Origin of the sequence: Pedobacter sp. BMA, assembly GCF_001027745.1 — a bacterium.
Lineage (GTDB): Bacteria > Bacteroidota > Bacteroidia > Sphingobacteriales > Sphingobacteriaceae > Pedobacter.
The window spans coordinates 96245-118475 of the sequence record NZ_LECU01000008.1; the positions used below are offsets into that span (position 1 = coordinate 96245).

General features: G+C 40.4%; 18 protein-coding genes. 10 read left to right on the plus strand and 8 right to left on the minus strand.

Annotated features, from left to right (window positions below; all coding sequences use genetic code 11):
- The first annotated feature begins 4 nt into the window (after nucleotides 1-4).
- The 3 genes from AB669_RS18615 to AB669_RS18625 all read left to right on the plus strand — a co-directional run bounded on the left by AB669_RS18615 (nucleotide 5) and on the right by AB669_RS18625 (nucleotide 3305).
- On the plus strand, nucleotides 5-766 hold the full coding sequence (locus AB669_RS18615; RefSeq protein ID WP_047800868.1) for a bifunctional 2-polyprenyl-6-hydroxyphenol methylase/3-demethylubiquinol 3-O-methyltransferase UbiG: 762 nt from the start codon (nucleotides 5-7) through the stop codon (nucleotides 764-766).
- 130 nt (nucleotides 767-896) lie between these two features.
- A complete protein-coding gene (locus AB669_RS18620; protein ID WP_047800869.1) occupies nucleotides 897-1811 on the plus strand; it encodes a glycosyltransferase in 915 nt (304 codons plus the stop codon).
- Between the two features lie 42 nt (nucleotides 1812-1853).
- Entirely contained in the window at nucleotides 1854-3305 is a 1452-nt protein-coding gene (locus AB669_RS18625; protein WP_047800870.1) for an alpha-L-fucosidase, read from the plus strand.
- Here AB669_RS18625 and AB669_RS21655 read toward each other — a convergent pair.
- The 3 genes from AB669_RS21655 to AB669_RS18640 form a co-directional block, all read right to left on the minus strand.
- The gene (locus AB669_RS21655; protein WP_053058477.1) at nucleotides 3298-4836 is read right to left on the minus strand and encodes a rhomboid family intramembrane serine protease; all 1539 of its coding nucleotides are present in this window, start codon (nucleotides 4834-4836) and stop codon (nucleotides 3298-3300) included. The two genes, AB669_RS18625 and AB669_RS21655, sit on opposite strands and share 8 nt — an antisense overlap.
- A gap of 9 nt (nucleotides 4837-4845) precedes the next feature.
- Nucleotides 4846-5592 (minus strand): bifunctional 2-polyprenyl-6-hydroxyphenol methylase/3-demethylubiquinol 3-O-methyltransferase UbiG, encoded by a 747-nt coding sequence (locus AB669_RS18635; protein ID WP_047800871.1) that lies wholly within the window; start codon nucleotides 5590-5592, stop codon nucleotides 4846-4848.
- 126 nt (nucleotides 5593-5718) lie between these two features.
- Complete coding sequence (locus AB669_RS18640) at nucleotides 5719-8904, minus strand: S41 family peptidase (protein WP_047800949.1); 3186 nt, start codon at nucleotides 8902-8904, stop codon at nucleotides 5719-5721.
- 85 nt (nucleotides 8905-8989) lie between these two features.
- Here AB669_RS18640 and AB669_RS18645 point away from each other — a divergent pair, with 85 nt between their 5' ends.
- The 3 genes from AB669_RS18645 (at nucleotide 8990) to AB669_RS18655 (ending at nucleotide 11755) form a co-directional block, all read left to right on the plus strand.
- Complete coding sequence (locus AB669_RS18645) at nucleotides 8990-10261, plus strand: glycosyltransferase (protein ID WP_047800950.1); 1272 nt, start codon at nucleotides 8990-8992, stop codon at nucleotides 10259-10261.
- Nucleotides 10262-10376: 115 nt separating this feature from the next.
- On the plus strand, nucleotides 10377-11123 hold the full coding sequence (locus AB669_RS18650; protein ID WP_047800872.1) for a glycosyltransferase family 2 protein: 747 nt from the start codon (nucleotides 10377-10379) through the stop codon (nucleotides 11121-11123).
- Nucleotides 11124-11194: 71 nt separating this feature from the next.
- Nucleotides 11195-11755, plus strand: coding sequence for a type 1 glutamine amidotransferase domain-containing protein (locus AB669_RS18655; RefSeq protein ID WP_047800873.1), 561 nt, complete (start codon nucleotides 11195-11197; stop codon nucleotides 11753-11755).
- 61 nt (nucleotides 11756-11816) lie between these two features.
- Here the strand turns inward: AB669_RS18655 and AB669_RS18660 are convergent, their stop codons facing one another.
- From AB669_RS18660 to AB669_RS18680, 5 genes are all read right to left on the minus strand, one after another.
- Nucleotides 11817-12860 carry a hypothetical protein gene (locus AB669_RS18660; RefSeq protein WP_047800874.1) on the minus strand — a complete coding sequence of 348 codons (1044 nt, stop codon included), beginning with the start codon at nucleotides 12858-12860 and terminating at the stop codon, nucleotides 11817-11819.
- A gap of 134 nt (nucleotides 12861-12994) precedes the next feature.
- On the minus strand, nucleotides 12995-14149 hold the full coding sequence (locus tag AB669_RS18665) for a serine hydrolase (RefSeq protein ID WP_197082440.1): 1155 nt from the start codon (nucleotides 14147-14149) through the stop codon (nucleotides 12995-12997).
- Between the two features lie 53 nt (nucleotides 14150-14202).
- Nucleotides 14203-15102 (minus strand): lysophospholipid acyltransferase family protein, encoded by a 900-nt coding sequence (locus AB669_RS18670; protein ID WP_047800876.1) that lies wholly within the window; start codon nucleotides 15100-15102, stop codon nucleotides 14203-14205.
- Nucleotides 15103-15293: 191 nt separating this feature from the next.
- Entirely contained in the window at nucleotides 15294-17099 is a 1806-nt protein-coding gene (gene typA, locus AB669_RS18675) for a translational GTPase TypA (protein WP_047800877.1), read from the minus strand.
- A gap of 365 nt (nucleotides 17100-17464) precedes the next feature.
- The gene (locus tag AB669_RS18680; protein ID WP_047800878.1) at nucleotides 17465-18274 is read right to left on the minus strand and encodes an esterase family protein; all 810 of its coding nucleotides are present in this window, start codon (nucleotides 18272-18274) and stop codon (nucleotides 17465-17467) included.
- Between the two features lie 168 nt (nucleotides 18275-18442).
- Between AB669_RS18680 and AB669_RS18685 the strand changes: the two genes are divergently transcribed.
- The 4 genes from AB669_RS18685 to AB669_RS18700 all read left to right on the plus strand — a co-directional run bounded on the left by AB669_RS18685 (nucleotide 18443) and on the right by AB669_RS18700 (nucleotide 22228).
- Nucleotides 18443-19150: an esterase family protein gene (locus tag AB669_RS18685; RefSeq protein ID WP_082120732.1), complete on the plus strand. Its 708-nt coding sequence runs from the start codon at nucleotides 18443-18445 to the stop codon at nucleotides 19148-19150.
- 77 nt (nucleotides 19151-19227) lie between these two features.
- Nucleotides 19228-20274 (plus strand): RimK family alpha-L-glutamate ligase, encoded by a 1047-nt coding sequence (locus AB669_RS18690; protein WP_047800880.1) that lies wholly within the window; start codon nucleotides 19228-19230, stop codon nucleotides 20272-20274.
- Nucleotides 20275-20299: 25 nt separating this feature from the next.
- Nucleotides 20300-21400, plus strand: coding sequence for a carboxylate-amine ligase (locus AB669_RS18695; RefSeq protein ID WP_047800881.1), 1101 nt, complete (start codon nucleotides 20300-20302; stop codon nucleotides 21398-21400).
- A gap of 6 nt (nucleotides 21401-21406) precedes the next feature.
- Complete coding sequence (locus tag AB669_RS18700; protein WP_047800882.1) at nucleotides 21407-22228, plus strand: type 1 glutamine amidotransferase; 822 nt, start codon at nucleotides 21407-21409, stop codon at nucleotides 22226-22228.
- Nucleotides 22229-22231: the final 3 nt, after the last annotated feature.

The following is a 22231-nucleotide window of genomic DNA, read 5'->3' on the forward strand; positions in this document are numbered from 1 at the left end:
CAATATGTTAAGCGAAGAGGTAAAAACTGCTTATGATAATTTCTACACTAATAGCGATGTGGAATGGCGGATGCTGGGCGCTAAATATAAAGCGAAAAATATTGTAGATGTTTGCGCAGCTATCAAGCCAAAAACGGTACTGGAGGTGGGCGCAGGTGACGGCAGTATTCTTCACTTTTTAAACGACTGGAATTTTGCGCCGGAGCTTTATGCCCTTGAAATTGCTGAAAGTGGGGTTGACCTGATTAAAAAACGAAATTTATCGCTGCTAAAAGAAGTACAAAGCTTTGATGGCTATAAAATCCCATACGCTGATGATAGCTTTGATTTGATTATTCTGGCTCATGTACTGGAACATGTAGAGCATGAACGCATACTGATTCGTGAGCTAAAAAGGGTGGCCAAATACATTGTGGTAGAAGTACCTAAAGATTATCGTTATGGCGTTGACAACCGGATGAAGCACTTTCTGGATTATGGCCATATCAATATGTACACACCTACTTCACTACGTTTTCTTTTGCAAAGTGAAGGCCTGGAAATTATGGAAGATAAGGTTTCGATGACGGCGACAGAGACGGTAAAGTTTAATGAGTTTGTAAACAAGAGAGCACCAAAGTCTTTTATGAGGAACCTGAAAATTGAGCTGGAATACAATATTAAAAAAACGCTGGGAGGCTTGCTTGGCCGCAAAAAGCAGGAGCAGTTTGCAAATGCCTATACAGTGCTGACAAAAAAATCTGATCAGAATTTACATATATTTTAGCCGTTAAATAAGATTACCTCACTAACTCTGCATAGATTATTAGCTTGGTTCGCAATGTCGCCTTGGGTTTAATGGTTAGTTGAGCGTGACTTAAGCTATTTAATTCAATAACTCAACCGGTAACATATACATGCAAAACCTTGCCCCCATAGCCCTTTTTGTTTACAACCGCCCGCAGCACACAGAGCGGACGCTTCAATTTTTACAGCAGAATGAACTGGCTGGAAAAAGCAGACTATATATTTTTTCTGATGGGGCCAAAACCAAAGCAGATGAAGAAAAAGTAGCGGAAGTAAGAGCCATTATTAATAAGGTACACGGATTTAAATCTGTTAAGGTAATTGCACGCAAAGAAAACGCTGGGTTAGCCAATTCAGTAATCGCTGGCGTGAGTGAGCTGATTACTGATTACGGGCAGGTTATTGTGTTTGAAGACGACCTGGTGAGCTCGCCACACACTTTGGCTTATTTTAACGATGCATTGAACCGCTATCGGGAGGAAGAAAAAGTAATGCACATTGGGGCCTACATGTACCCCTTAACAGCCGTAGACTTGCCCCAGGCATTTTTCTACCGCGCGGCCACGAGCTGGGGCTGGGCTACGTGGGAAAGGGCATGGAAGAACTTTGAACCCGATATTGATATCCTGATCAAACAGTTTGATAAAAAGAAAAGGGCAGCCTTTTCTATTGATCATAAAATGAACTTCTGGAAACAGATGCAGGAGTTTAAGAAAGGTAAGAATAACAGCTGGGCCATTCGCTGGTATGCGTCAATTTTTCTTAAAGGAGGTCTCACATTAAATCCTGCTCAATCACTGGTGAATAATATCGGTCATGATGGCACAGGTGTCCATTCGGGGATTAACGACATTTACAATGTCATCATTAACCCAAAGCCTATTACCGAATTTCCGGACAGCATCGAAGAAAACAAGCAGGCTTTTAAAGCGATAAAAAGTTTCCTCACCCATCGTAAAGGGAATATGATGATCAGAATTAAGCGCTTTGCCAGAGAAAAACTTGCACAATATTTTTCAAAGTAAATTGATTATTCTTTGTAATTTGGCTTCACTAAGCAACAAATTATGAAGTCCTTTTTTATCTTACTGCTATTTCTTTCGTGTAATGTCTTAGCACAAAACGCCCCAGAACCGTATGGCGCAGTACCCTCAAAACGACAGCTGGCATGGCATGACATTGAGGTTTATGGTTTAATTCATTTCACTCCAACTACTTTCGAGAACAAAGAATGGGGCTTTGGCGACGCAGATCCTAAGACATTTAACCCAAGCGATTTCAATGCCACACAGATTATTCAGGCAGCAAAAGCAGGTGGTTTGAAGGGCATTATACTGGTAGCCAAACACCATGATGGTTTTGCACTATGGCCGACCAAAACCACTGAATATAATATTAGTAAAAGTCCTTTCAGAAACGGGAAAGGAAACCTGGTGAAAGAGGTAGAATCGGCTGCGCGCAAAAATGGTTTAAAATTTGGCGTTTACTGCTCGCCATGGGACAGGAATAATGCCTTGTACGGCACCGATAAGTATCTCGCCATATACCAGGCCCAACTTACAGAACTATATTCCGATTATGGACCGTTATTTATGAGCTGGCATGATGGCGCAAACGGCGGCGACGGCTACTATGGTGGTGCAAGGGAAAAAAGATCAATAGATAATACCACATATTACGACTGGAATAATACCTGGGGCATTACCAGAAAATTGCAACCTACAGCAAACATATTTAGTGATATTGGCCTAGACATTCGCTGGGTTGGTAATGAAGATGGCCATGCAGCAGAAACCAGCTGGGCTACTTTTACACCAATGGCACCTGATGGAAAAAATGTTGCAGTACCTGGGCAGGCTAACTACCCACAGAGCCCTGCCGGTATCAGGAACGGAAAGTTCTGGATGCCAGCAGAGTGTGATGTTCCTTTGCGTAAAGGCTGGTTTTACCATCCGACGGAAAAACCTAAAACTCCGGAGGTTTTATTTGACCTGTATTTGAAAAGTGTAGGCCGTGGAGCAGGACTGGACCTGGGTTTAGCACCCGATACCAGAGGACAGTTGCATGATGATGACGTAAAGGCTTTAACCGAATTTGGCAATATAGTGAAACACACCTTTGCAAATAATCTTGCCAAAGGCGCTCAGATTACCGCCAGCAATGTTCGCAGTAACAGTTTCGCCGCCAAAAATGTATTGGATGGAAAGAAGGAAAGTTATTGGGCAACACAAGACAATACCCATAAAGCCAATATTGAAATCGACCTGAAAACTGAAAAAACTTTCGACATTATAAGCCTTCAGGAATACATTCCTTTAGGGCAAAGAATCGAGGCATACACTATCGAGGTTCTGCAGGATAAGCATTGGAATAAAGTTTTTGATGGCACAAGCATCGGCGCCAAAAGGTTGATTCAACTTGACCAGCCGGTTAAGACCAATAAAGTGAGAATCAATATTACCAAATCTCCGGTTTGTATTATCCTTAGTGAAATAGGTTTGTATAAAAAAGCTATTTAGTCTCCTCGCGATCGTAAAGGATCCTGAAAACACTACCCAGTGCTTTCGACGTTTCCTTGCTATAGCGATAGGTACTATCTCCTTTTATATCCCTATACATCAGCATAACTGCTCGGTAAGATATCTTGCCGAGCCTTACTTTTTTATCACGCTGTTTTGAATCCTCACTCTTCAGCACTAAAGCATCCATCTGTTTAATGATCTGGAGATTTCGCTCCATAGGGATAATACCATCTTCTTTAATTGATTTTAACTTTGAATCCTTCGGCAAATCAATTTTTAAGCGGGTGATTGCATTAAGGTAATCCATATTGCTGTTGAATTTCTCATTTAATGCTTTAAAGTCTTCTGTCTGGTATCTGGGAATAAATGTTAATACTGCGCTGAAAAACAATGCGAAAACAACAAAATTTACAGCGTACCTTGCCCAGTCTTTCAACGCGTCTTCATGCGTCGGTTTAAAGCTAAACAGGTAACAAAATGCAAAACCAGAGATAAACCCACCAATGTGCGCTGCATTATCAACCCGCTTTCCAAATGCGCCATTAATCAACACAAATACGGAAACGATTACCGTACTGATCAATAATGCCTGTGTGGCCTTTTTTTCGAATGTTTTATTGATGAGCAGGGCAAGGAATGCACCAAATAATCCCATAATCGGACCAGAGGCACCCAGAATAAATTGATCTGGATGAAACCACAAACTCACCAGTCCGCCACAAACACCACTTAACAGGTAAATAAAAATAAATTTTTTCCAGCCCAGTTTATTTTCAATCATCAGGCCCAGATAAATAAGGGCATACATGTTAAATAAGAGATGTGATATTGACCCGTGACTGAACTGATAACTCATCAGGCGCCAAAGCTGCCCATTGAATATGGTATTGCGGTAATCCAGACTGAGTATGTTTTTAAAAGCTTTTGCTTTTAAACTAAGCGTGTAACTATCGGTGATTCTGCCCTGAGTAATCAGGAGATACCGGAAATATATCACGTATAGGACAGAAATGGCAAAAAAACAGATGATATTCACCAGCACCAGAATTGGCGTTACCGTATAGCCTTTCTGTGGGAAAAATAGGTATAATACGTTCTTGATTTTATTCTTGGTTGCCAAAGGGGCTTTCTCAAAGTAGTGATCGTCTTGCTTATTGATCAGCGAATGGAATTTGGCTAAGCGATCATCCCACACATCTTTCAGGTGAAATTCGACATACTCGAATTCATGAAAGAACTTCTCCAGGTTCTGGTCGTTCTTACCATAATCATTAAACAGCATCTGAATACCCACGCATTCGCTTTTGATTACCGCGAAATTATTATGAATCCGGATGGAAATTTCTTCGCTGTAGGACTGAAAAGAGATACTGGTATAAGCGATGAGTCCGGTTTGGGAAATGTGACTAAGCTTCCATCCCAAATTTTCAATCGCTTGTTGTGCAACGATTAAGTACTTATCCGCAGCAAAATCGCCAAGCGGAATAAACTTTTCAATTTTTGGCGAGTATCCCCAACTGATTGACATAGAGCGTAATTATTTTTTCGCTACTAAGATAATATATGGCGATAAATTTTTGCTCTCAAAAGGAATAATTTTAGTAAAAACTTTACCCGCTAACCAGATTGTTTTTTTCAATAAACGAACGCCTGCAGACTTTTGATCTTCATTCTCCAGCCAAACGCTGAAGCGTCCGAAGTAACCAGATGTTACTTCTTTTAAACCCGCTTTTTCACAAATAGATTTTAATAGCTCTGGATCCATACTATCAATATTGTGTTTATCGTAGTTGTCCTTATCAAACTGCTTCTGGAACCATCCGTTAACTGCTTTAAAGTTAGGCAGGGTAATAAATAATGTTCCACCTGGTTTCACAAAAGAAATATGTCTGTGGATGATATCTGCGGTGTCATTGAAATGCTCAATCAAACCGCAGCTGAGCACCAGATCATATTGTTCAGCGGGCTGATAATTAAATAGATCTGTTTCGATGACGTGTATATCATCAGGTTTCAAATCATTTTTCTTCAAAAGTGCCTGAACTACTGGAGGATGGACGAAATAATCTAAAAGTGTTACGTCAAGTTTTAGATATTTCTTTAAAAACACAGCATAATAACCGGGGAAACCGCCAAGTTCAATCGCGGTTTGAACATTTCCTTTATCTACAATTTCAGCCAGCTGGCGATGAAACAAATAATTTGCAGGTAACTGAACCGCTAGCCCTTTTTTACTTTCCCAATAACTTACCCAAAAAGCCCTGTCGGTTAATAAATTTGCCATGTTTTAAATTGAATACAGGTTCAAAGAAACGGAAAATTTGTTTAACTGTATAAAATGATGAACGGGTTAATTGTAATAGCATCATTGCTTTCACCATTAACCCGTTTAAACAGTTCAAAATTGATCTTATTTCAGGTCTTTCAGAATTTCCGCCACGGCTTTTTCTAATTGGGGATCTTTATCTCCGAGGCGATCTTCGAAGGTGTTTTTAACGAAAAGATCTGGTTTTACGCCTTCACTCTCCAGGTTTTTCCCATCCATGGTATAGCAACCCCAGGAGGGTAATCGGTACGACGACCCGTCTACAAGTCCTTTAGCTGACGTGAAAATAATCCAGCGATAGGTTTCCGTACCTATAATTTTACCCAGCTTCAATTGCTTAAAACCTGCCGCCGTCATTTCTGCATCACTGAGAGATTGTTCATTGATCAACAGCACGATAGGTTTTGCCGCGGGACCGAAGTTACTTTGGGGCGCAAGCTTGCCGCCACGATATTTCCATTGCAGGTACGGACGTTGCGAGAGAAACTTCAGCACATCATCATGTACATTGCCACCCGTGTTATAACGCAGATCGAGAATGATCGCATCCTTGTTTTCTTCCTGCGCAACCATATCCAGCAAGAAAGATTCCAGCTCGCCCCCACTCATGTTTTTCATGTACGAATAAGCAATTCGGTTATTACCCCATTTATCTACATTTTTGCGGTTATTGTTAATCCATTCGTCGTAAAGGTTTCCGCGAAGGGTGCCTGCGCTTTCGGGATGTACATTCACATATACCTCTTTACCATTTCGGTTGAAGGTTAAGCTCATCTCTTTATCCAATGATGGCTTGCTGAAATAATAATCACGGTCTATTTTTTCATCTACCTTAATCCTGTTCACCTGAGTTAAGATATCTCCGGCTAAAATATTTGTACCTGTGTGCGCAGCATTACTTTTAGCAGCGATTCGTTCAACTTTCAGTGGGTTCTCATTATCGAACACAATCCCGGTTTCATTGGTTACATAGTTCAAATTTTTGCGTTCTTCTGCGCCGGTGCTATTGAAACCCATGTGTGATGAATTTAGCTCCCCTAACATATCATTTAGCAGAATCCTCAAATCACTGCGGTTGTTTACATAAGGGAGATATGCGGCATAGCGGGTTCTCATTTTATCCCAGTCAACACCGTGAAACTTCTCGTCATAAAAATTTTCATCCAGCCCTACCCAGGTTTCATAGAACATCTGATTAAACTCAGCATTGAGGTTTCGGGTAAATTTATATCCGTGATCGATCTTATCCAGTTTGTTGGCCTCCAGGTTATATTTATTGATAACACCACGGGAGAGCACAAAGAACTTATCTCCAGCCTGAACAATGTTATAGTCACCTCCATCTACAACTTTTTCGGTTTTGTTGGCTTCAAAAGGCTCAATTGTTGTCCGATACAAACCTGGTGCCCCTCCCTCGTGATTCGAGGTATAAAAAACGTAAGTCTTATCCCCTTTTGCGAAAGCATCTGTTCCGTACTGTCCGCCAAAAGAAGGTCCCACAAGTTCAATACGATCTAAAATATCCTGAGTATTGATGGCAATTATATTTGCTGGTTTTGGAGTGGGCTTTACCTCAGCTTTCTTTTTACTGGTATCGGCTTTTCCCTTTTTACTTTTATCATCAACTGCAGGCTTTACCTCTGCAGGCTTGGTTTCTTTAAACAAATCATCAAACTTATCTGAACGGTAAGGCTCGTCATAGTTATTCAGTGCCATCCGATAGATATGCGCATTTGACATCCCCGTAGGATAAGATGGTTTTGTACGGGCACTGGTAAAAAATATGTATTTTCCATCGGGCGACCAGGAAGGTGCCGTTTCTGTAACCCCTGTATTCGTTAGATTGATGGTTTTATTTTGTTTGATGTTGTGTACTACAATATCCTGTTCAAAATTTCTGTATACTGTAAACAGCAGGTATTCATCATTCGGAGAGAAACCGGGTGCTGAATTCTGAAATGCCCAGAATTCATCTGTGACCACCGTTTTACTGTCAAATGTTTTAAGATCCATTAATTTCAGCTCATTTCTACCGCTCAGGTAAACGGCCATGGTTTTACTCTTATTCAGGCTGATATCCCGGTTATTGGCCTTGTCTTTAGTCAGTTGTTTAACCGTTCCTTTACCATCACCGGCAATGGTGAACCAATTTTGATAGCCGTCTGCCGTTTGGCTGAAGAGGATTGTTTTATTATCAGCCAGCCATTTACACTCCATGGCTCGCTCGCCACTATTGGTAATTTTACGGATGAATTTACCGTCTGCATCACTTACAAATACTTCTCCGCGGGATACAAATACGATTTTTTTACCATCTGTGGATGCATCAAAAGCGGAGATACTTGCCCGTACATCATATTCCTGTTCTTTACTTAATACCTGATTTCTTGATGTACTGATGCTCACCTTCTCTGTTTTTTTAGTGTTTACATCATAAGTATATAGCTGATAATCTTTTTCAAAAACGACAACGGTGCCGTTTGCAGCTACGAAAGGTCTTTTAATAGAGGTATCAAACTTAGTTAAACCTGTTTTCTTTCCACCGGTGAAGGTGTAAAGATTATATTCCTCGTTCCCTTCATCGGATACAAAATAGATGTTTCCCTTTTGATCAACGCTTGTCCAGAAGTCTTTCCCAATGTAATCCGTATAACGTTTATATGTTTTAGTTTTAGGGTTGTATGACTGAATATCTGGATTATAGGCACCCTTATAATGCTTCCGGTTCGGAAAGCGGTAACTTTCCCAGGTATCGTTAAAAAACAATTCGCCGGTTGGCGATTCAGCAATATGGTGCGTGGTATTAAAGTAGTTGTCGAACAAACGAATTGCGCTACCTCCATTTACATTTACCTTATAACTTGAAAAAGAGTTATACCTGCCTGAAGTAAAGTAGATGGTTTTGGAATCCCAGCTCCAGTTATCCACTTCATCAGAAGCATCATTAAAGGTTAGCTGCCTGATATCACCTCCATTGATGGGCATTACGTATACATCATTATTACCAAACTGATTGGAGGAAAATGCCAGCCATTTCCCATCAGGAGAAACTTTTGGATTGACTTCTTCGCCCTGTAGTGCGGTAATCCGGGAAGCCACCCCACCTTTAACCGGAACTTTCCATATATCGCCATCATAACTGAATACTATAGTCTGCGCATCGGGCGTTAATGCTGGATAGGAAGCAAAATAAGTTTGATTTTGAGCAAATGAATAACATGGCAGCAAAAACGCTATTGCTGTGAGCGATTTTAACAGGGTTTTGATCATGATTTTGGTTTGTTGGCTTAAAATTAGGTTGAAATTACGCAACAGATTTTATATTCGTGAACAATAAAATGTATTTTTGGTTGATTTGAAAGTAGTACACTTAAATACCTATGATGGAAATGGCGGAGCTGGCAGAGCCTGCCTTCGCCTGAGCGACGCATTGAATGCAAATGGTATAGAGTCGAAAGTACTGGTATATTATAAATTTGGAAACAATCCAAAGATTGATACATTCAGCAAGTCTCCTTTTCAGAGAGCGAAGGCAGTTTTCAATATCCTCTCGGAAAGATATTATGCCAAATGGCTGAGCAAATCCGTTAAGACTCCTTTTAGTTTGCAGTGGTTCGGGCGATCGATCAAAAATCATCCTGAAGTGAAAAATGCTGATGTTATTCATTTGCATTGGGTAAATCATGGGTTTTTAACTCCAAAGTTTTTAGCTGAGCTTGACGAATTGGAGAAACCTATTGTGTGGACTTTCCACGACAGCAATGCATTTACAGGCGGTTGCCATGTGCGTTATGGCTGTGAAAATTTCCATCAGCAATGTGGCAATTGTCCGATTCTGAAAATGAGTGGTAATGATGATATTTCACACAAGACCTGGCAACGTAAACAAAAGGCTTATAGTGAACTTAATTTTCATATTGTGGCACCGAGTAAGTGGATGGCTAAGTCGGTCAAGTTTAGCAGTTTATTAGGTACGCGAAACACTTCGGTGATCCCCAATACAATAGAAACCAATATTTTCAAACCTTATGTTAAAGCTGAAGCGAAGAAAATATTAAAAATCAATCCGGATAAATTTGTGCTGATGAGTGGATTTATGCCGTCAAAAAATGATAAGCATAAGGGAACGCCTTATTTGATTGAAGCATTGGAAATCTTATCCAAAAGATCGGGAATTAACAAAGCAAATATTGAACTGGTTATTTTTGGCAATAAAGAAAATGCGGAAATGCCTGAATTCCCTTTTAAAACGACATTTCTAGGTACGATAAGTAAAGATGATCATTTAGCAAAATGTTATTCGGCTGCGGATGCTTTTATTACACCGTCGCTCGAAGACAATTTACCCAATACGGTGATGGAAAGTCTGGCTTGTGCCACTCCGGTAATTGCTTTTACTACAGGTGGAATTCCCGATATGGTAAAGCACATGCAGAATGGTTACCTGGCAGAATATAAAAATGCCCGTGATCTTGCAAATGGAATTGAATGGCTTTACCACCGCCCGAATAAGGAAGAGATACAAAAAGCAGCAAGGCTAAGTATTCTGGCAGATTTTTCGGAAGAGGTTATTGCTGCTGAACACATTCACCTGTACGAAACCCTGATTGATTTGCAACCAAAATAGTTTTGACTTGAAGATTAATTTAATCTTTACATTCCAATTTATTTGAGGGTATACAAACCGACAAATCTTTGCTAAATTTATAGCGTTTCGACTAGCCAAATGAAAAAATATAGCAATGCCTAAACTGACCATCATCACCATCGTATATAATAACGTCCGGGACATTGAACGAACGATAAAATCAATCACCAATCAAACCTGCAAAAGCATCGAATACATTGTAATCGATGGGGCATCAACTGATGGTACGCTGGAAGTGGTTAATAAGTATCAAACCCAAGTCTCTAAAATTGTTTCAGAGCCTGACAAAGGGATTTATGATGCGATGAATAAGGGGCTGGCATTGGCTACAGGAGATTACGTTTTGTTTATGAATTCGGGCGATGAGATTTACGATGAACATACGGTAGAGGATGTTTTTGATTCGGCTCCTGGTGCAGATATCTATTATGGAGAAACCGAAATGTATAACGATAAATGGGAAAACCTGGGAAGAAGAAGACACGAGGCACCGGAGCATTTTGATTGGACGAGTTTTAAATATGGGATGAACATCAGCCACCAGGCGATATACATCAGAAGGAGTATTGTTACGCCATATGATTTAAGCTACAAATACAGTTCGGATATCGACTGGATCATAAAGGCGGCGAAGAAAGCATCGAACATTGTTAATGTTCACCGCTATGTGGCCAAGTATCTGGTTGGTGGTATGAGCAAGAAAAAACATCGCGAGAGTTTGAAGGAGCGTTTTAACATCTTCACTAAATATTATGGGCTGATTCCTAATATTTTTAACCACCTGATTATTGCAGGAAATCTGGTTATGTATTTTCTTAAACACCGGAGAACGAATGACTAATCTCATTTTCTAAAAACAAAATTTCCTGAATGAATGTCTTTAAATACATACCTATTTAAAACAGAAAGATTATGGGACAATTAAGTAACCGCACAATCGCTGTTCTTTCAGAAAGCGGATTTGAAGAAGTTGAATTAACTGAGCCGGTAAAGAGATTAAAAGAGGAAGGTGCAACCGTACATATCATTTCCTCAAAAAGTGGAAAAATTAAAGCCTGGGATCAGGACCATTGGTCGATAGAGGTGGATGTTGACAAAACCATTGCAGAGGCAGATGCTGACGATTATAACGGATTGCTTTTACCGGGTGGCGTAATTAATCCTGATCAGCTAAGGGTAAATGAAGATGCCATTGCTTTTGTGAAGTCCTTCTTTACAGATGGCAAGCCTGTCGCAGCCATTTGCCATGGTCCGCAAACACTGATAAATGCGGATGTAGTTCAGGGCCGAAAATTAACTTCAGTAAAAAATATTTCACAGGATTTGATCAATGCAGGGGCTTTGTGGAGTGACGAAGAAGTAGTAGTGGACCAGGGTTTGGTTACCAGCAGAACACCTGAAGATTTACCTGCTTTCAATGATAAAATTGTAGAAGAGTTTGCGGAGGGAATACATGAGGGCCAACACGCTTAATGTTTTGGACGCTCTTTCTAGATTCACTCAAAAACGGCTGGCAAAATTGTCAGCCGTTTGCTTATAACTTCACTTGCCGGATGATGTTTTTAATATTCAGCTCAATGATATCTGTCATGTTGCCGCATTTCAGATAATTTTTATCTTTAAAATATTCACTCATACTTTGCTTTAACACCGCAATATTTTCTGGCGTGGTTAGCTCTTCCTTATTTGATACATCGCGCAAATCAGTCAACCGGTGCCGCTCACTCCTCACCCGGTGAACAATAGATGAACGCTCTTCCTGCTGATACTGTAAAACTGTTTTCTCGGTCAGCTGCTCCATACTCATTTTTACATACGGAAGATTTTCTTTAAAAAACTGGGGCAAATAAACCTTCAGATTCCCTTCATAAAACTGCTGATCAAAGTCTATAGCACGTATGCGGAATTGAATGTCATCAAAATCAGGTGTAATCTGTACAACAAAGTTATATGCCCTCATATCTCCCAGGAGCATAATCAGGCAACGCTCATTAAACTTCACAAATTCTTTAGCAATACGGGTGGGATTAAATTCCGGGGTATACAACTGTCCTTTTGTAAAAACATCTCCGGGGATACCGGCAATATGTTCTTCCACGAGGGTATCTCCATCCACCAGATAGTTTACTTGATTAGGAGATAAAATCTCTTCCATTTCCAGTCCGTAAATACGTGAGGCATCTGCCTTCTTGATATAGAAATAATCGTAAACATCATTTAATCTGTTTACGATTCTGATGCGGAAGGGATGAGTATTGCCGAAGGTGCAGTATTCAATCTTATCGATGTATTTATGTTCAACAATCCGAAGGTTGCCGGAAGCTTTTAAGTTGGCATAGACTTCTTTCAATCCGTTGTGCAGGTTTTCAATCAGGTCCTGTGCGTAAATCGGACCTTCCCATAAAGAATCTTTTCCGGCTTTGTCCATCAACGGGAAAGCCTCATTGAACTGCATGAGATCTTGATAGGATATAGGTAATTTAGCCTCACGCTGATAGGTCCGCAAATACTTCTGCAAAGCTGGCGTAACGGGAAAAATTGGTTTTTTCTTCAGAATTTTTACATCATCATTTTCCATGTATCAGCAATGTAGTGTTTAAAAATTCAACGGCAAAGAAAATAAAGCAAGCGCAATGAACCTTGAGATAAATAGTAAACTTTGTGTGCTTTGCGGATATTTCTTTGTGCCCTTTGTGGTTAAATAACGTCAAATCAGGGATAATTAAAAGGCAAACCAGCTAAATACCTGCTTATTCTGCGGTAGGGATAATCACCTGCACCATGATCTGCAAACTGCACAATAATGGTATTGGTTATTGGATCGACGTATAGCCTCTGTCCTAGCATTCCTTCCGCAGCGTAATCGCCGGTTGCTCCTTCCTGCGGAATCCACCACATATAGTGATGGGCTGATTTTTGCCAGCCTTTGGCCGAAGCCGGCTTTTCGATACCGATGCTAATCGATTGCGCTACCCATGGCTTTGGCACCACCTGAACATGATTATATTCTCCATGGTGTAGATAGAGCCTGCCAATCTTTGCCAGATCGATTGCTGTAACCTGAAACCGGCTTGCTGTATTTGCCAGTCCGGACGGCTGATCTAATCCAAAGGATGCTGAATACTGGGCACCGACTTTCCTCCAAACCGATTCTTCAAAGAACCGGGCTACAGGTTTTCCGCTTGCCCGCTCCAAAACCCAACCCAATAAAATTGGATCAATGCTTTTATATTTCCATACAGTACCCGGCTGGTTATCGAGCCTGACTTTCATCAGCTCTTTTTTGATATCATGTGTATAATAATATTTTGCCTCATCCGAAAAGAAAGCCTTCATTACTCCGCCTAAAGCATCCTGAAAGGCTAAACCAGACTTCATATCTAAAAGGTTTTTTATCGTAATGTTTTTAAATGAGGCGTTTTTAGCCAGTTCGGGGATGTAATTTGTTATCCGATCATTTAAATTTTTAATATCTCCCGCAGCTAAAGCCTGACCAATCATAATCGACACCATGCTTTTCGCGCCGGAAAATATAGTCGTTAAAGTGCTATCGGTGTAACCCGGGCTATACTTCTCATAAAGTATGCTATCATTTCTGATCACCAGGAATACGTTCAGTTTACCTTTTTTGAAATATTCATTAAAGCTAATCATGTGCTGATCTCCATCGCGAACCATAAGCGTATCGATATCATTTCTTATTGTACCTGAACGATGAAAATGAAAAGGGCTGGCACTTTTATGCACGATATCCTGCGGGAAGGCTTTATAAGTGGCGGCATCAGGAGTGCGGTACCACAGAACCCTGACCAAATAGGGCTGAATGATAAATAAAGATATGATGCCAAATAAGAAGACTACTATCAAATAAGTTAAAATCTTTTTAAACATGACGCTGGACATAGTCTGCAAATATAAAATTAATTCTCCTGTGCAAGCCATGCTCCTGCCTGTGGTTTGTGCTTCCACCTCCGGTGACTCCACAACCAGTACGCAGGTTCCTGCCGAATTATTTCCTCCAGAAACCTGGTATGCATCTCGGTAATCTCGAATTGTTCAGTTTCATTAGGATTTAAACATAATGGCACGCATTCGACGTCATAATACCCGCGTTTTAAAACCCTAACCTTAAGATAAAAAATAGGCCGATTGGTTTTCTTCGCTATCTTTTCTATACCAAGCTGTATAGCGGCTGGCTGATTTAAAAAGGTGGTCCAATAGTGTGATTCATCTTTGGCCGGTGCCTGATCATTACCGAAACTAAAACTTGTTGGCCCGTTTTTGCTTAAAGTAAGTGCCCTCATGGTTTGGCGCATGGGCACCATATGATTTCCAAAACGGCTTCTGATTTTTCTGAACCAGATATCAAATACCGGATTACTCAAAGGTTTATATATCGGGTAATGATTTCCAGAGAAATTTAGTCCAATCCCTATGGTGCCCCACTCCCAGTTTCCATAGTGTGCTGAGCAAAACAAAACGCTTTGCCCGTTTTCTAAATAATGTTCAGCCAATTCTGTATTTCTGAAAACAAACCGTTTACGGATTTCCGCTTTAGAAATGGTGGTCATTTTTATCACTTCAAAAATTAAGGACGCCAGGTATTTATAATAGCGTTTCTCAATTGCCACAATTTCTGAAAGTGGTTTGCCGGGAAAGGCGTTTAGCAGATTTCCTCTGACTACCTTTTTTCGATATCCGAAAATATGATATAGTAATAGATAACTACCATCCGCAAGTATATAGAGAATGGATAGAGGAAGAAGTGACAATGCACTCAAAAAAAATATGCCCAGGAATGAAATGCCTTTCTTAATCATGCAGGATGAGTTGATGGGCAAAATTAAAAGTGCTGAAAAAAATTTATGCCATGAAAATGTTAGATTTCTGGGTTGGCATCCGGTTTGAGTTTTCGCTGACAGAAAATACCCCAAGTGATTAATAATTGCCGGAATTCGGTAACAAAAAAAGCCCCGACTTTCATCGGGGCTTGCAATATATTTTTAAAAGGTTAAGCGAACTGCTTTCCTTTAACTTTACGTTCTTGTTCAGTTAAGAAGATTTTACGTAAACGCATGCTTGCTGGTGTAATCTCAATATATTCATCGGCCTGGATGTACTCCATTGCCTCTTCCAGTGAGAATTTAATTGCAGGTGCGATACGGGTGTTATCATCAGTACCTGACGCACGCATGTTCGTTAAAGCTTTACCTTTAACAACGTTTACTACCAAGTCGTTGTCACGGATATGCTCACCCATAATCTGACCTTCATAAACATCAACTCCCGGATCAATAAAGAAACGACCTCTATCTTGTAATTTATCGATTGAATAAGCAGTAGTCTGACCTTTTTCCATTGAAATCAATACACCATTTAAACGACCAGGGATAGTTCCTTTCCAAGGCTCGTAAGCTTTGAAACGGTGTGCCATGATTGCCTCACCAGCAGTAGCAGTTAATACGTTATTACGTAAACCAATGATACCACGGGATGGGATTTCGAATTCTAAATGCTGTAAATCACCTTTTGGCTCCATAATCAATAACTCACCTTTACGTTGTGTTACCAATTCGATTACTTTACCAGAAACTTCACCAGGTACATCAACAATTAAAGTCTCAACCGGCTCATGTTTTTTACCATCGATTTCTTTAACGATAACCTGTGGCTGACCAACCTGTAGTTCATAACCTTCACGACGCATTGTTTCGATTAATACAGATAAGTGGAGAATACCACGACCGTAAACCAACCATGAATCAGGTGAAGCAGTTTCCACAACTTTAAGGGCAAGGTTTTTCTCCATCTCTTTCATCAAACGATCTTTGATCCGTTGAGAAGTAACCAACTTACCTTCTTTACCGAAGAATGGTGAGTTATTAATAGTGAACAACATGTTCATCGTCGGCTCATCAATGCTGATTACCGGTAATTGTTCCGGAGCTTCAAAATCAGCGATAGTATCACCAATATCAAAACCATCGATACCAACAACTGCACAGATATCTCCTGAACTTACTTCAGTAGCTTTAACTTTACCTAAACCTTCGAATGTATAAAGTTCTTTTACTCTTGATTTCACGATTTTACCATCGCGTTTGATTAAAGTAACCGGCTGGTTTTCTTTAATTGTACCACGGTGAACACGACCAATTGCAATACGGCCTACGAAAGATGAATAATCTAAAGAGGTGATTTGCATTTGTAAAGTACCATCATTGATTGGAGCTGGTGGAATGTTAGCTACAACGGCATCTAATAGAGCAAAGATATCGGTAGTTGGCTTCTGCCAGTCAGTGCTCATCCATCCTTGTTTAGACGAACCGTAGATAACAGGGAAATCTAGTTGCTCTTCAGTTGCTTCAAGGTTAAAGAACAATTCGAAAATTTGCTCATAAACCTCTTCAGGGCGACAGTTCTCTTTATCCACTTTATTTACCACCACAATTGGCTTTAAACCTAGTGCCAAAGCTTTTTGCGTTACGAAACGCGTTTGAGGCATTGCACCTTCAAAAGCATCGCAAAGTAAAAGTACTCCATCGGCCATCTTCAAAACACGCTCTACCTCACCGCCAAAATCCGCGTGACCAGGTGTATCGATAATGTTAATTTTTACGTCTTTGTATTGAACAGATACGTTTTTAGACACGATCGTGATACCACGCTCCCGCTCTAAATCGTTGTTATCCAATATCAACTCTCCTGTTTGTTCGTTGTCACGAAAAATAGAACAAGAGTGTAAAATCTTATCAACCAACGTGGTTTTACCGTGGTCAACGTGTGCTATAATAGCTATATTTCTAATCTTTTGCATAAAATGCGCCTCAAATTTGGCGCAAAGATAATGTTTTGAAATGGATTTTCTACTATGACCCAAACTATTTAATGCTATGATAATGTTCTAATTATCTCATTTTTAAACCAAAAGCAATCATGGGTACGTTGCCTTCACTAAGTCTAACTTTTTCCCAAGTGAGTTTTAACCATGAGGTAAATGAAGAGTAACCTTCTATATTACCTTACGGCACCCAGATTGTCGCACCCAAAAGATGATCATGAGCATATTGACTATAAAAAATTGAAAAAAGCAACCGAATAGATGTACTGCACATCCTGGAAAGTTCCCAATAGCAGTGAATGCCTGGTCATCAGTCCAAATTTTAAATACAAGAGATAAGGCTAAACTTCAAAAGTCCAGTTCAAAAACGCAGGCATTACACTTTCCCATGTGGCCACATCGTGCTTGCCCCCTACCTTTTCAAAATAGAAAACATTTTCATTGCGCTTGTAACCTTTCTTTAAAAGGCCTTTTACAATATCAATTGTATCATCAATCGAATCAATGATAAAATTTTTATTGCGGTCTGCCTTTTCATCCTCTGTACCTGTCATCAGCCAGAACTTCATATCGGCCTTGGTCGATGTACGTTCGATCAACGCATGCATAATCCGGTCTGCATCCGTATAACCGTCTGCTAAATCTTTGGTACGCCACCAGAAGGCACCGGAGAAAACCCCTACAGCATCGAATACTGAAGGGTAATTCCAGGCAATATCGAACGCAGATAAGCCCCCCAAAGAAAATCCCGCATAGGCAACTTTACCCGTTATGGGCATTGCGATCTTCTTTTTAACAAAGGGTAAAAGTTCTTTAACCACAAAATCGGTATAGGCACCCGCCTTTGCTCCACGCCCTTTAAAATCAGGAATTCCGGCTACACCATACTCCATTAAACGATCTTCAGAAGCTTTAATGGCCACTACAACCAATCTATGATTTCGTTTATGCTGATGCGCAGCCTGAAGGATTTTTGGAAAATCCATCTTAGCCACATCCTGACCATCATTTAGAAACAAAAGTTCAATCTTTTCATTTCCCAATATTCCCTCGGGGGCATAAATATCTATTTCAACCTCATGCTTCAGATAAGCAGATGGTATTCTGAAATTACTGGTATTAACTTTTACAGATAAAATTGTAGTATACATATTCGAATCCCTTTCACCCGGCAACGCCTCAAAAATTTCGGCAAAGGTACAAATCCTGGTAAACTATTAATTATCAGACATCATTTTTTGTGCAGGACATCAACTTTATATATCCGCCAACATTTTTTCTAAAATTAAATCTCTATCTTAAAGCATTAAATATTCGATATGATGAAAGAAGAATACAAGCGGTGGTACAGCCCCAACCTGAGTATGGATATCGATATGCTCATATTTGGCCATGCGGGCATTCCGGTGCTGCTATTCCCCACAAGTATGGGCCGCTATTATGAAAATAAAGATTTTAAGCTGATTGATGCTGTTGAAGGTTTTATCAATGAAGGGAAAATTAAGATTTATTGTCCTGATGCAATTGACAAACTGAGTTGGTATAATAAAGGTATTCATCCTGCCGACAGGGTTAAAAATCATATCTGGTATGACAAATACCTGCTTGAAGAGGTTGCCCCGCTGGCCCGACATGAAACCGGACATAGCAAAATCATTACAGCAGGATGCAGCTTCGGTGGTTATCATGCGGCAAATTTTGCATTCAGACATCCCTGGCTGGTTAGTCATATGTTTAGCATGAGCGGCGCATTCGACATTAGTGGTCAACTGGATGGTTTTTACAATGATGATGTATACTTTAATAATCCCGTCGACTTTGTACTGAACAATAGCAATCCCGAATTGCATTACATGAAAATTGTACTTGGAACAACAGACCGTGATATGTGCAGACCTGATAACGAAAGGTTATCGGACATTCTCCATAAAAAAGGCATTGATCACTGGTTGGATATCAGGCCCAACGCTGATCACGACTGGCCAATCTGGAGGGAAATGTTTCCGAACTATATCGCGCAGTTATAGGTTCAAAAAGCCGGTAAAACAAATAACCGTTTAAGCAGTTACTCCATTAACACATAGCACCTTTAAAAACAAAACTGATGAAAAAAATAGGCATTTTGTATGGCCAGGAACGTTCTTTTCCTGAAGCACTAGTAGCGCGAATTAACGAAAAAGCAGAAAAAGACATCACAGCTGAACCAGTCAAAATAGAAAAGATCCTCCAAAACCAGCCCCTGGATTATGCGGTAATCATCGATCGTATTTCTCAGGATGTTCCATTTTACCGTGCATCGTTAAAAAATGCTGCAATTACCGGGACGGCAATCATTAACAATCCTTTTTGGTGGAGTGCAGATGAAAAATTCTTTAACAATGTACTTGCCGAACAAATTGGTGTTCCTGTCCCTAAAACTGCGCTGATTCCATCACGTCAGCATCCTACAGGTACAACTTCAGAATCATTTTCTAACCTGGCCATGCCGTTAAACTGGGATGAAATTTTCGAATACGTGGGATTTCCTGCCTATATGAAGCCTTATGATGGTGGCGGCTGGAGAGATGTTTATAAGCTGCATGATAAAGAGGATTTCTTTGATAAGCATAGCGGAACCGATCAACTGGTAATGCTGCTGCAGGAGGAGATTATTTTTGATGAGTATTTCAGGTGCTATTGTATTGGCGGCAAGCATGTACGCATTATGCAATATGAACCACGCAACCCACACCATCTGCGTTATGCAACAGATGGCAAAACCCCTGATGCCAAATTGCTTAAAACTGTTGAAGAGTACACCATAAAACTTTGCACTTATCTGGGTTATGATTTTAATACCGTAGAATTTGCAGTAAGAGATGGTATACCCATTGCAATTGATTTTTGCAACCCGGCCCCCGATGCGGATATTAAAAGTGTGGGTGCAGAGAATTTCGAATGGGTAGTGGAAACGACTGCGAACTATGCTATTGAACGTGCAAAAGCACAAAAACCTGGACAGGATAACCTTACCTGGGGCGAATATATCAGAGCTTCAGTTGCTGGCACCCCTTTAGTAAGTAAAAGTGTAATAAAAAAATCAGCCAAAGCTGTTGCCCCAGCGAAAGCAAAACCAGCAGCGAAAGCTAAGAAGGCGGCTCCTGAAAAATAACGGGATTAAAATAAATACGATGAAGATGAATGAATTTACCTTGGGTGTAGAGGAAGAGTATATGGTAGTTGATCCCGTGACCAGAGAACTTACCTCGCATGATCAGAAAATTGTTGAAGCAGCCCAAAAAATCCACAAAGATCAGGTAAAGGCAGAAATGCACCAGGCTGTTGTAGAAGTAGGCACTGGTATTTGCAGAACCACAACTGAGGCTAGAAAAGAGATCTCGCAGTTGCGATATACCGTATCGCAACTTGCAGGAGAACAGGGTTTAAGAATTGGTGCAGCCGGTACACATCCTTTTTCACACTGGGAAAAGCAACTGATCACAGAGCATCCACGCTACAATGAAATTGTTAATGAATTACAGGAAGCAGCCCGGTCTAACCTCATTTTCGGATTACACGTTCATGTAGGCTTTCAATCCAGGGAACTGGCCATTCACATCGCAAATCAGGTGAGGTATTTTCTGCCCCATGTATTTGCCTTGTCAACCAATTCACCTTTTTGGGAGGGAAGAAATACAGGTTATAAGTCTTTTCGTACGAAAATCTTTGATAAATTCCCCAGAACGGGGATTCCTGACATCTTTAATAGTATTGAAGATTACGACAGCTACGTAAAGCTGCTCATCAAAACAAACTGCATGGATAATGCAAAAAAAATCTGGTGGGACATCCGCGTACATCCGTTTTTTGATACTGTAGAATTTCGCATCTGTGATTGCCCGATGTTAATTGATGAAACCATGGCCTTTACAGCGCTTTTTCAGGCACTTTGTGCAAAACTTTATAAACTGAGGCTTCAAAATATGACCTTCATCAGCTATTCAAGAGCACTTATCAATGAAAATAAATGGCGGGCAGCCCGTTATGGCATTGACGGGAACCTGATTGACTTTGGAAAAGAAATGGAAGTAAACTGCCGCAACCTTGTGTTGGAGTTACTTGATTTTGTAGATGATGTAGTTGACGAACTTGGATGCCGGGAAGACATTAACTATGTTCATAAGATATTGGAACATGGCACAGGTGCCGACCGGCAACTGGCGGTTTACCAGCAAACCGGCAGCTTTGAATCGGTAATTGATTATATTACCACCCAAACGCTGATAGGCGCAAAGTAATTAGGAATGGATAAAAAAAGAGATTTAAGAGTAGCTGTTATTGACCTGAACAATGGTGCACCCAATCAGGGCATGCGGGGCATTGGGGAAATTTTACTACGTTTCAAAAATGACCATAACATCAACCTGAGCTTTGATATTTTTGATTTGAGACAGAAGGGAGAAATACCCGACTTATCTTATCACGCCTATATCTCAAGCGGTGGCCCTGGTAGCCCTATTGAAAGTGAAGGAGAGAAATGGGAAAACGACTTTTACAACCTGCTGGATCAAATTGAAATTTTCAACACATCTCACGAAGTAGAGAAAAAATATGCCTTTCTGATTTGCCATTCTTTTCAATTGGCTTGCAGAAAGTACAAACTGGGCAATGTAACCGAACGGCGGTCTAACGCGTTTGGAATTTTTCCTATTACATTAACCGGTGATGGCGAGACAGATGAGATTTTTTCCGGAATACGCAACCCGTTCTTTTCTGTAGATAGCAGGGACTGGCAAGTCATAGAACCGGATCCTGATGCCTTTGCAGCCAAAGGAGCAAAGCTGCTGGCCATTGAGAAAGAACGCAAGCATGTAAACCTGGAGCGCTGTATGATGTCTATCCGCTTTTCTCCCGAAATTATTGGTACCCAATTCCATCCGGAGGCAGATCCAGTAGGAATGAAGATGTACTTACTTCAGGAGGAAAAGAAAAAGGTGATTATTGATACACACGGCGAACAGAAATATTCTGATATGCTTAATAGTCTGGACGATCCAGCGAGGATTGTGTTGACTCAAAGTGTGATTCTTCCCAATTTCCTGAAACAGGCTTTAGGATATTTGTAAAAA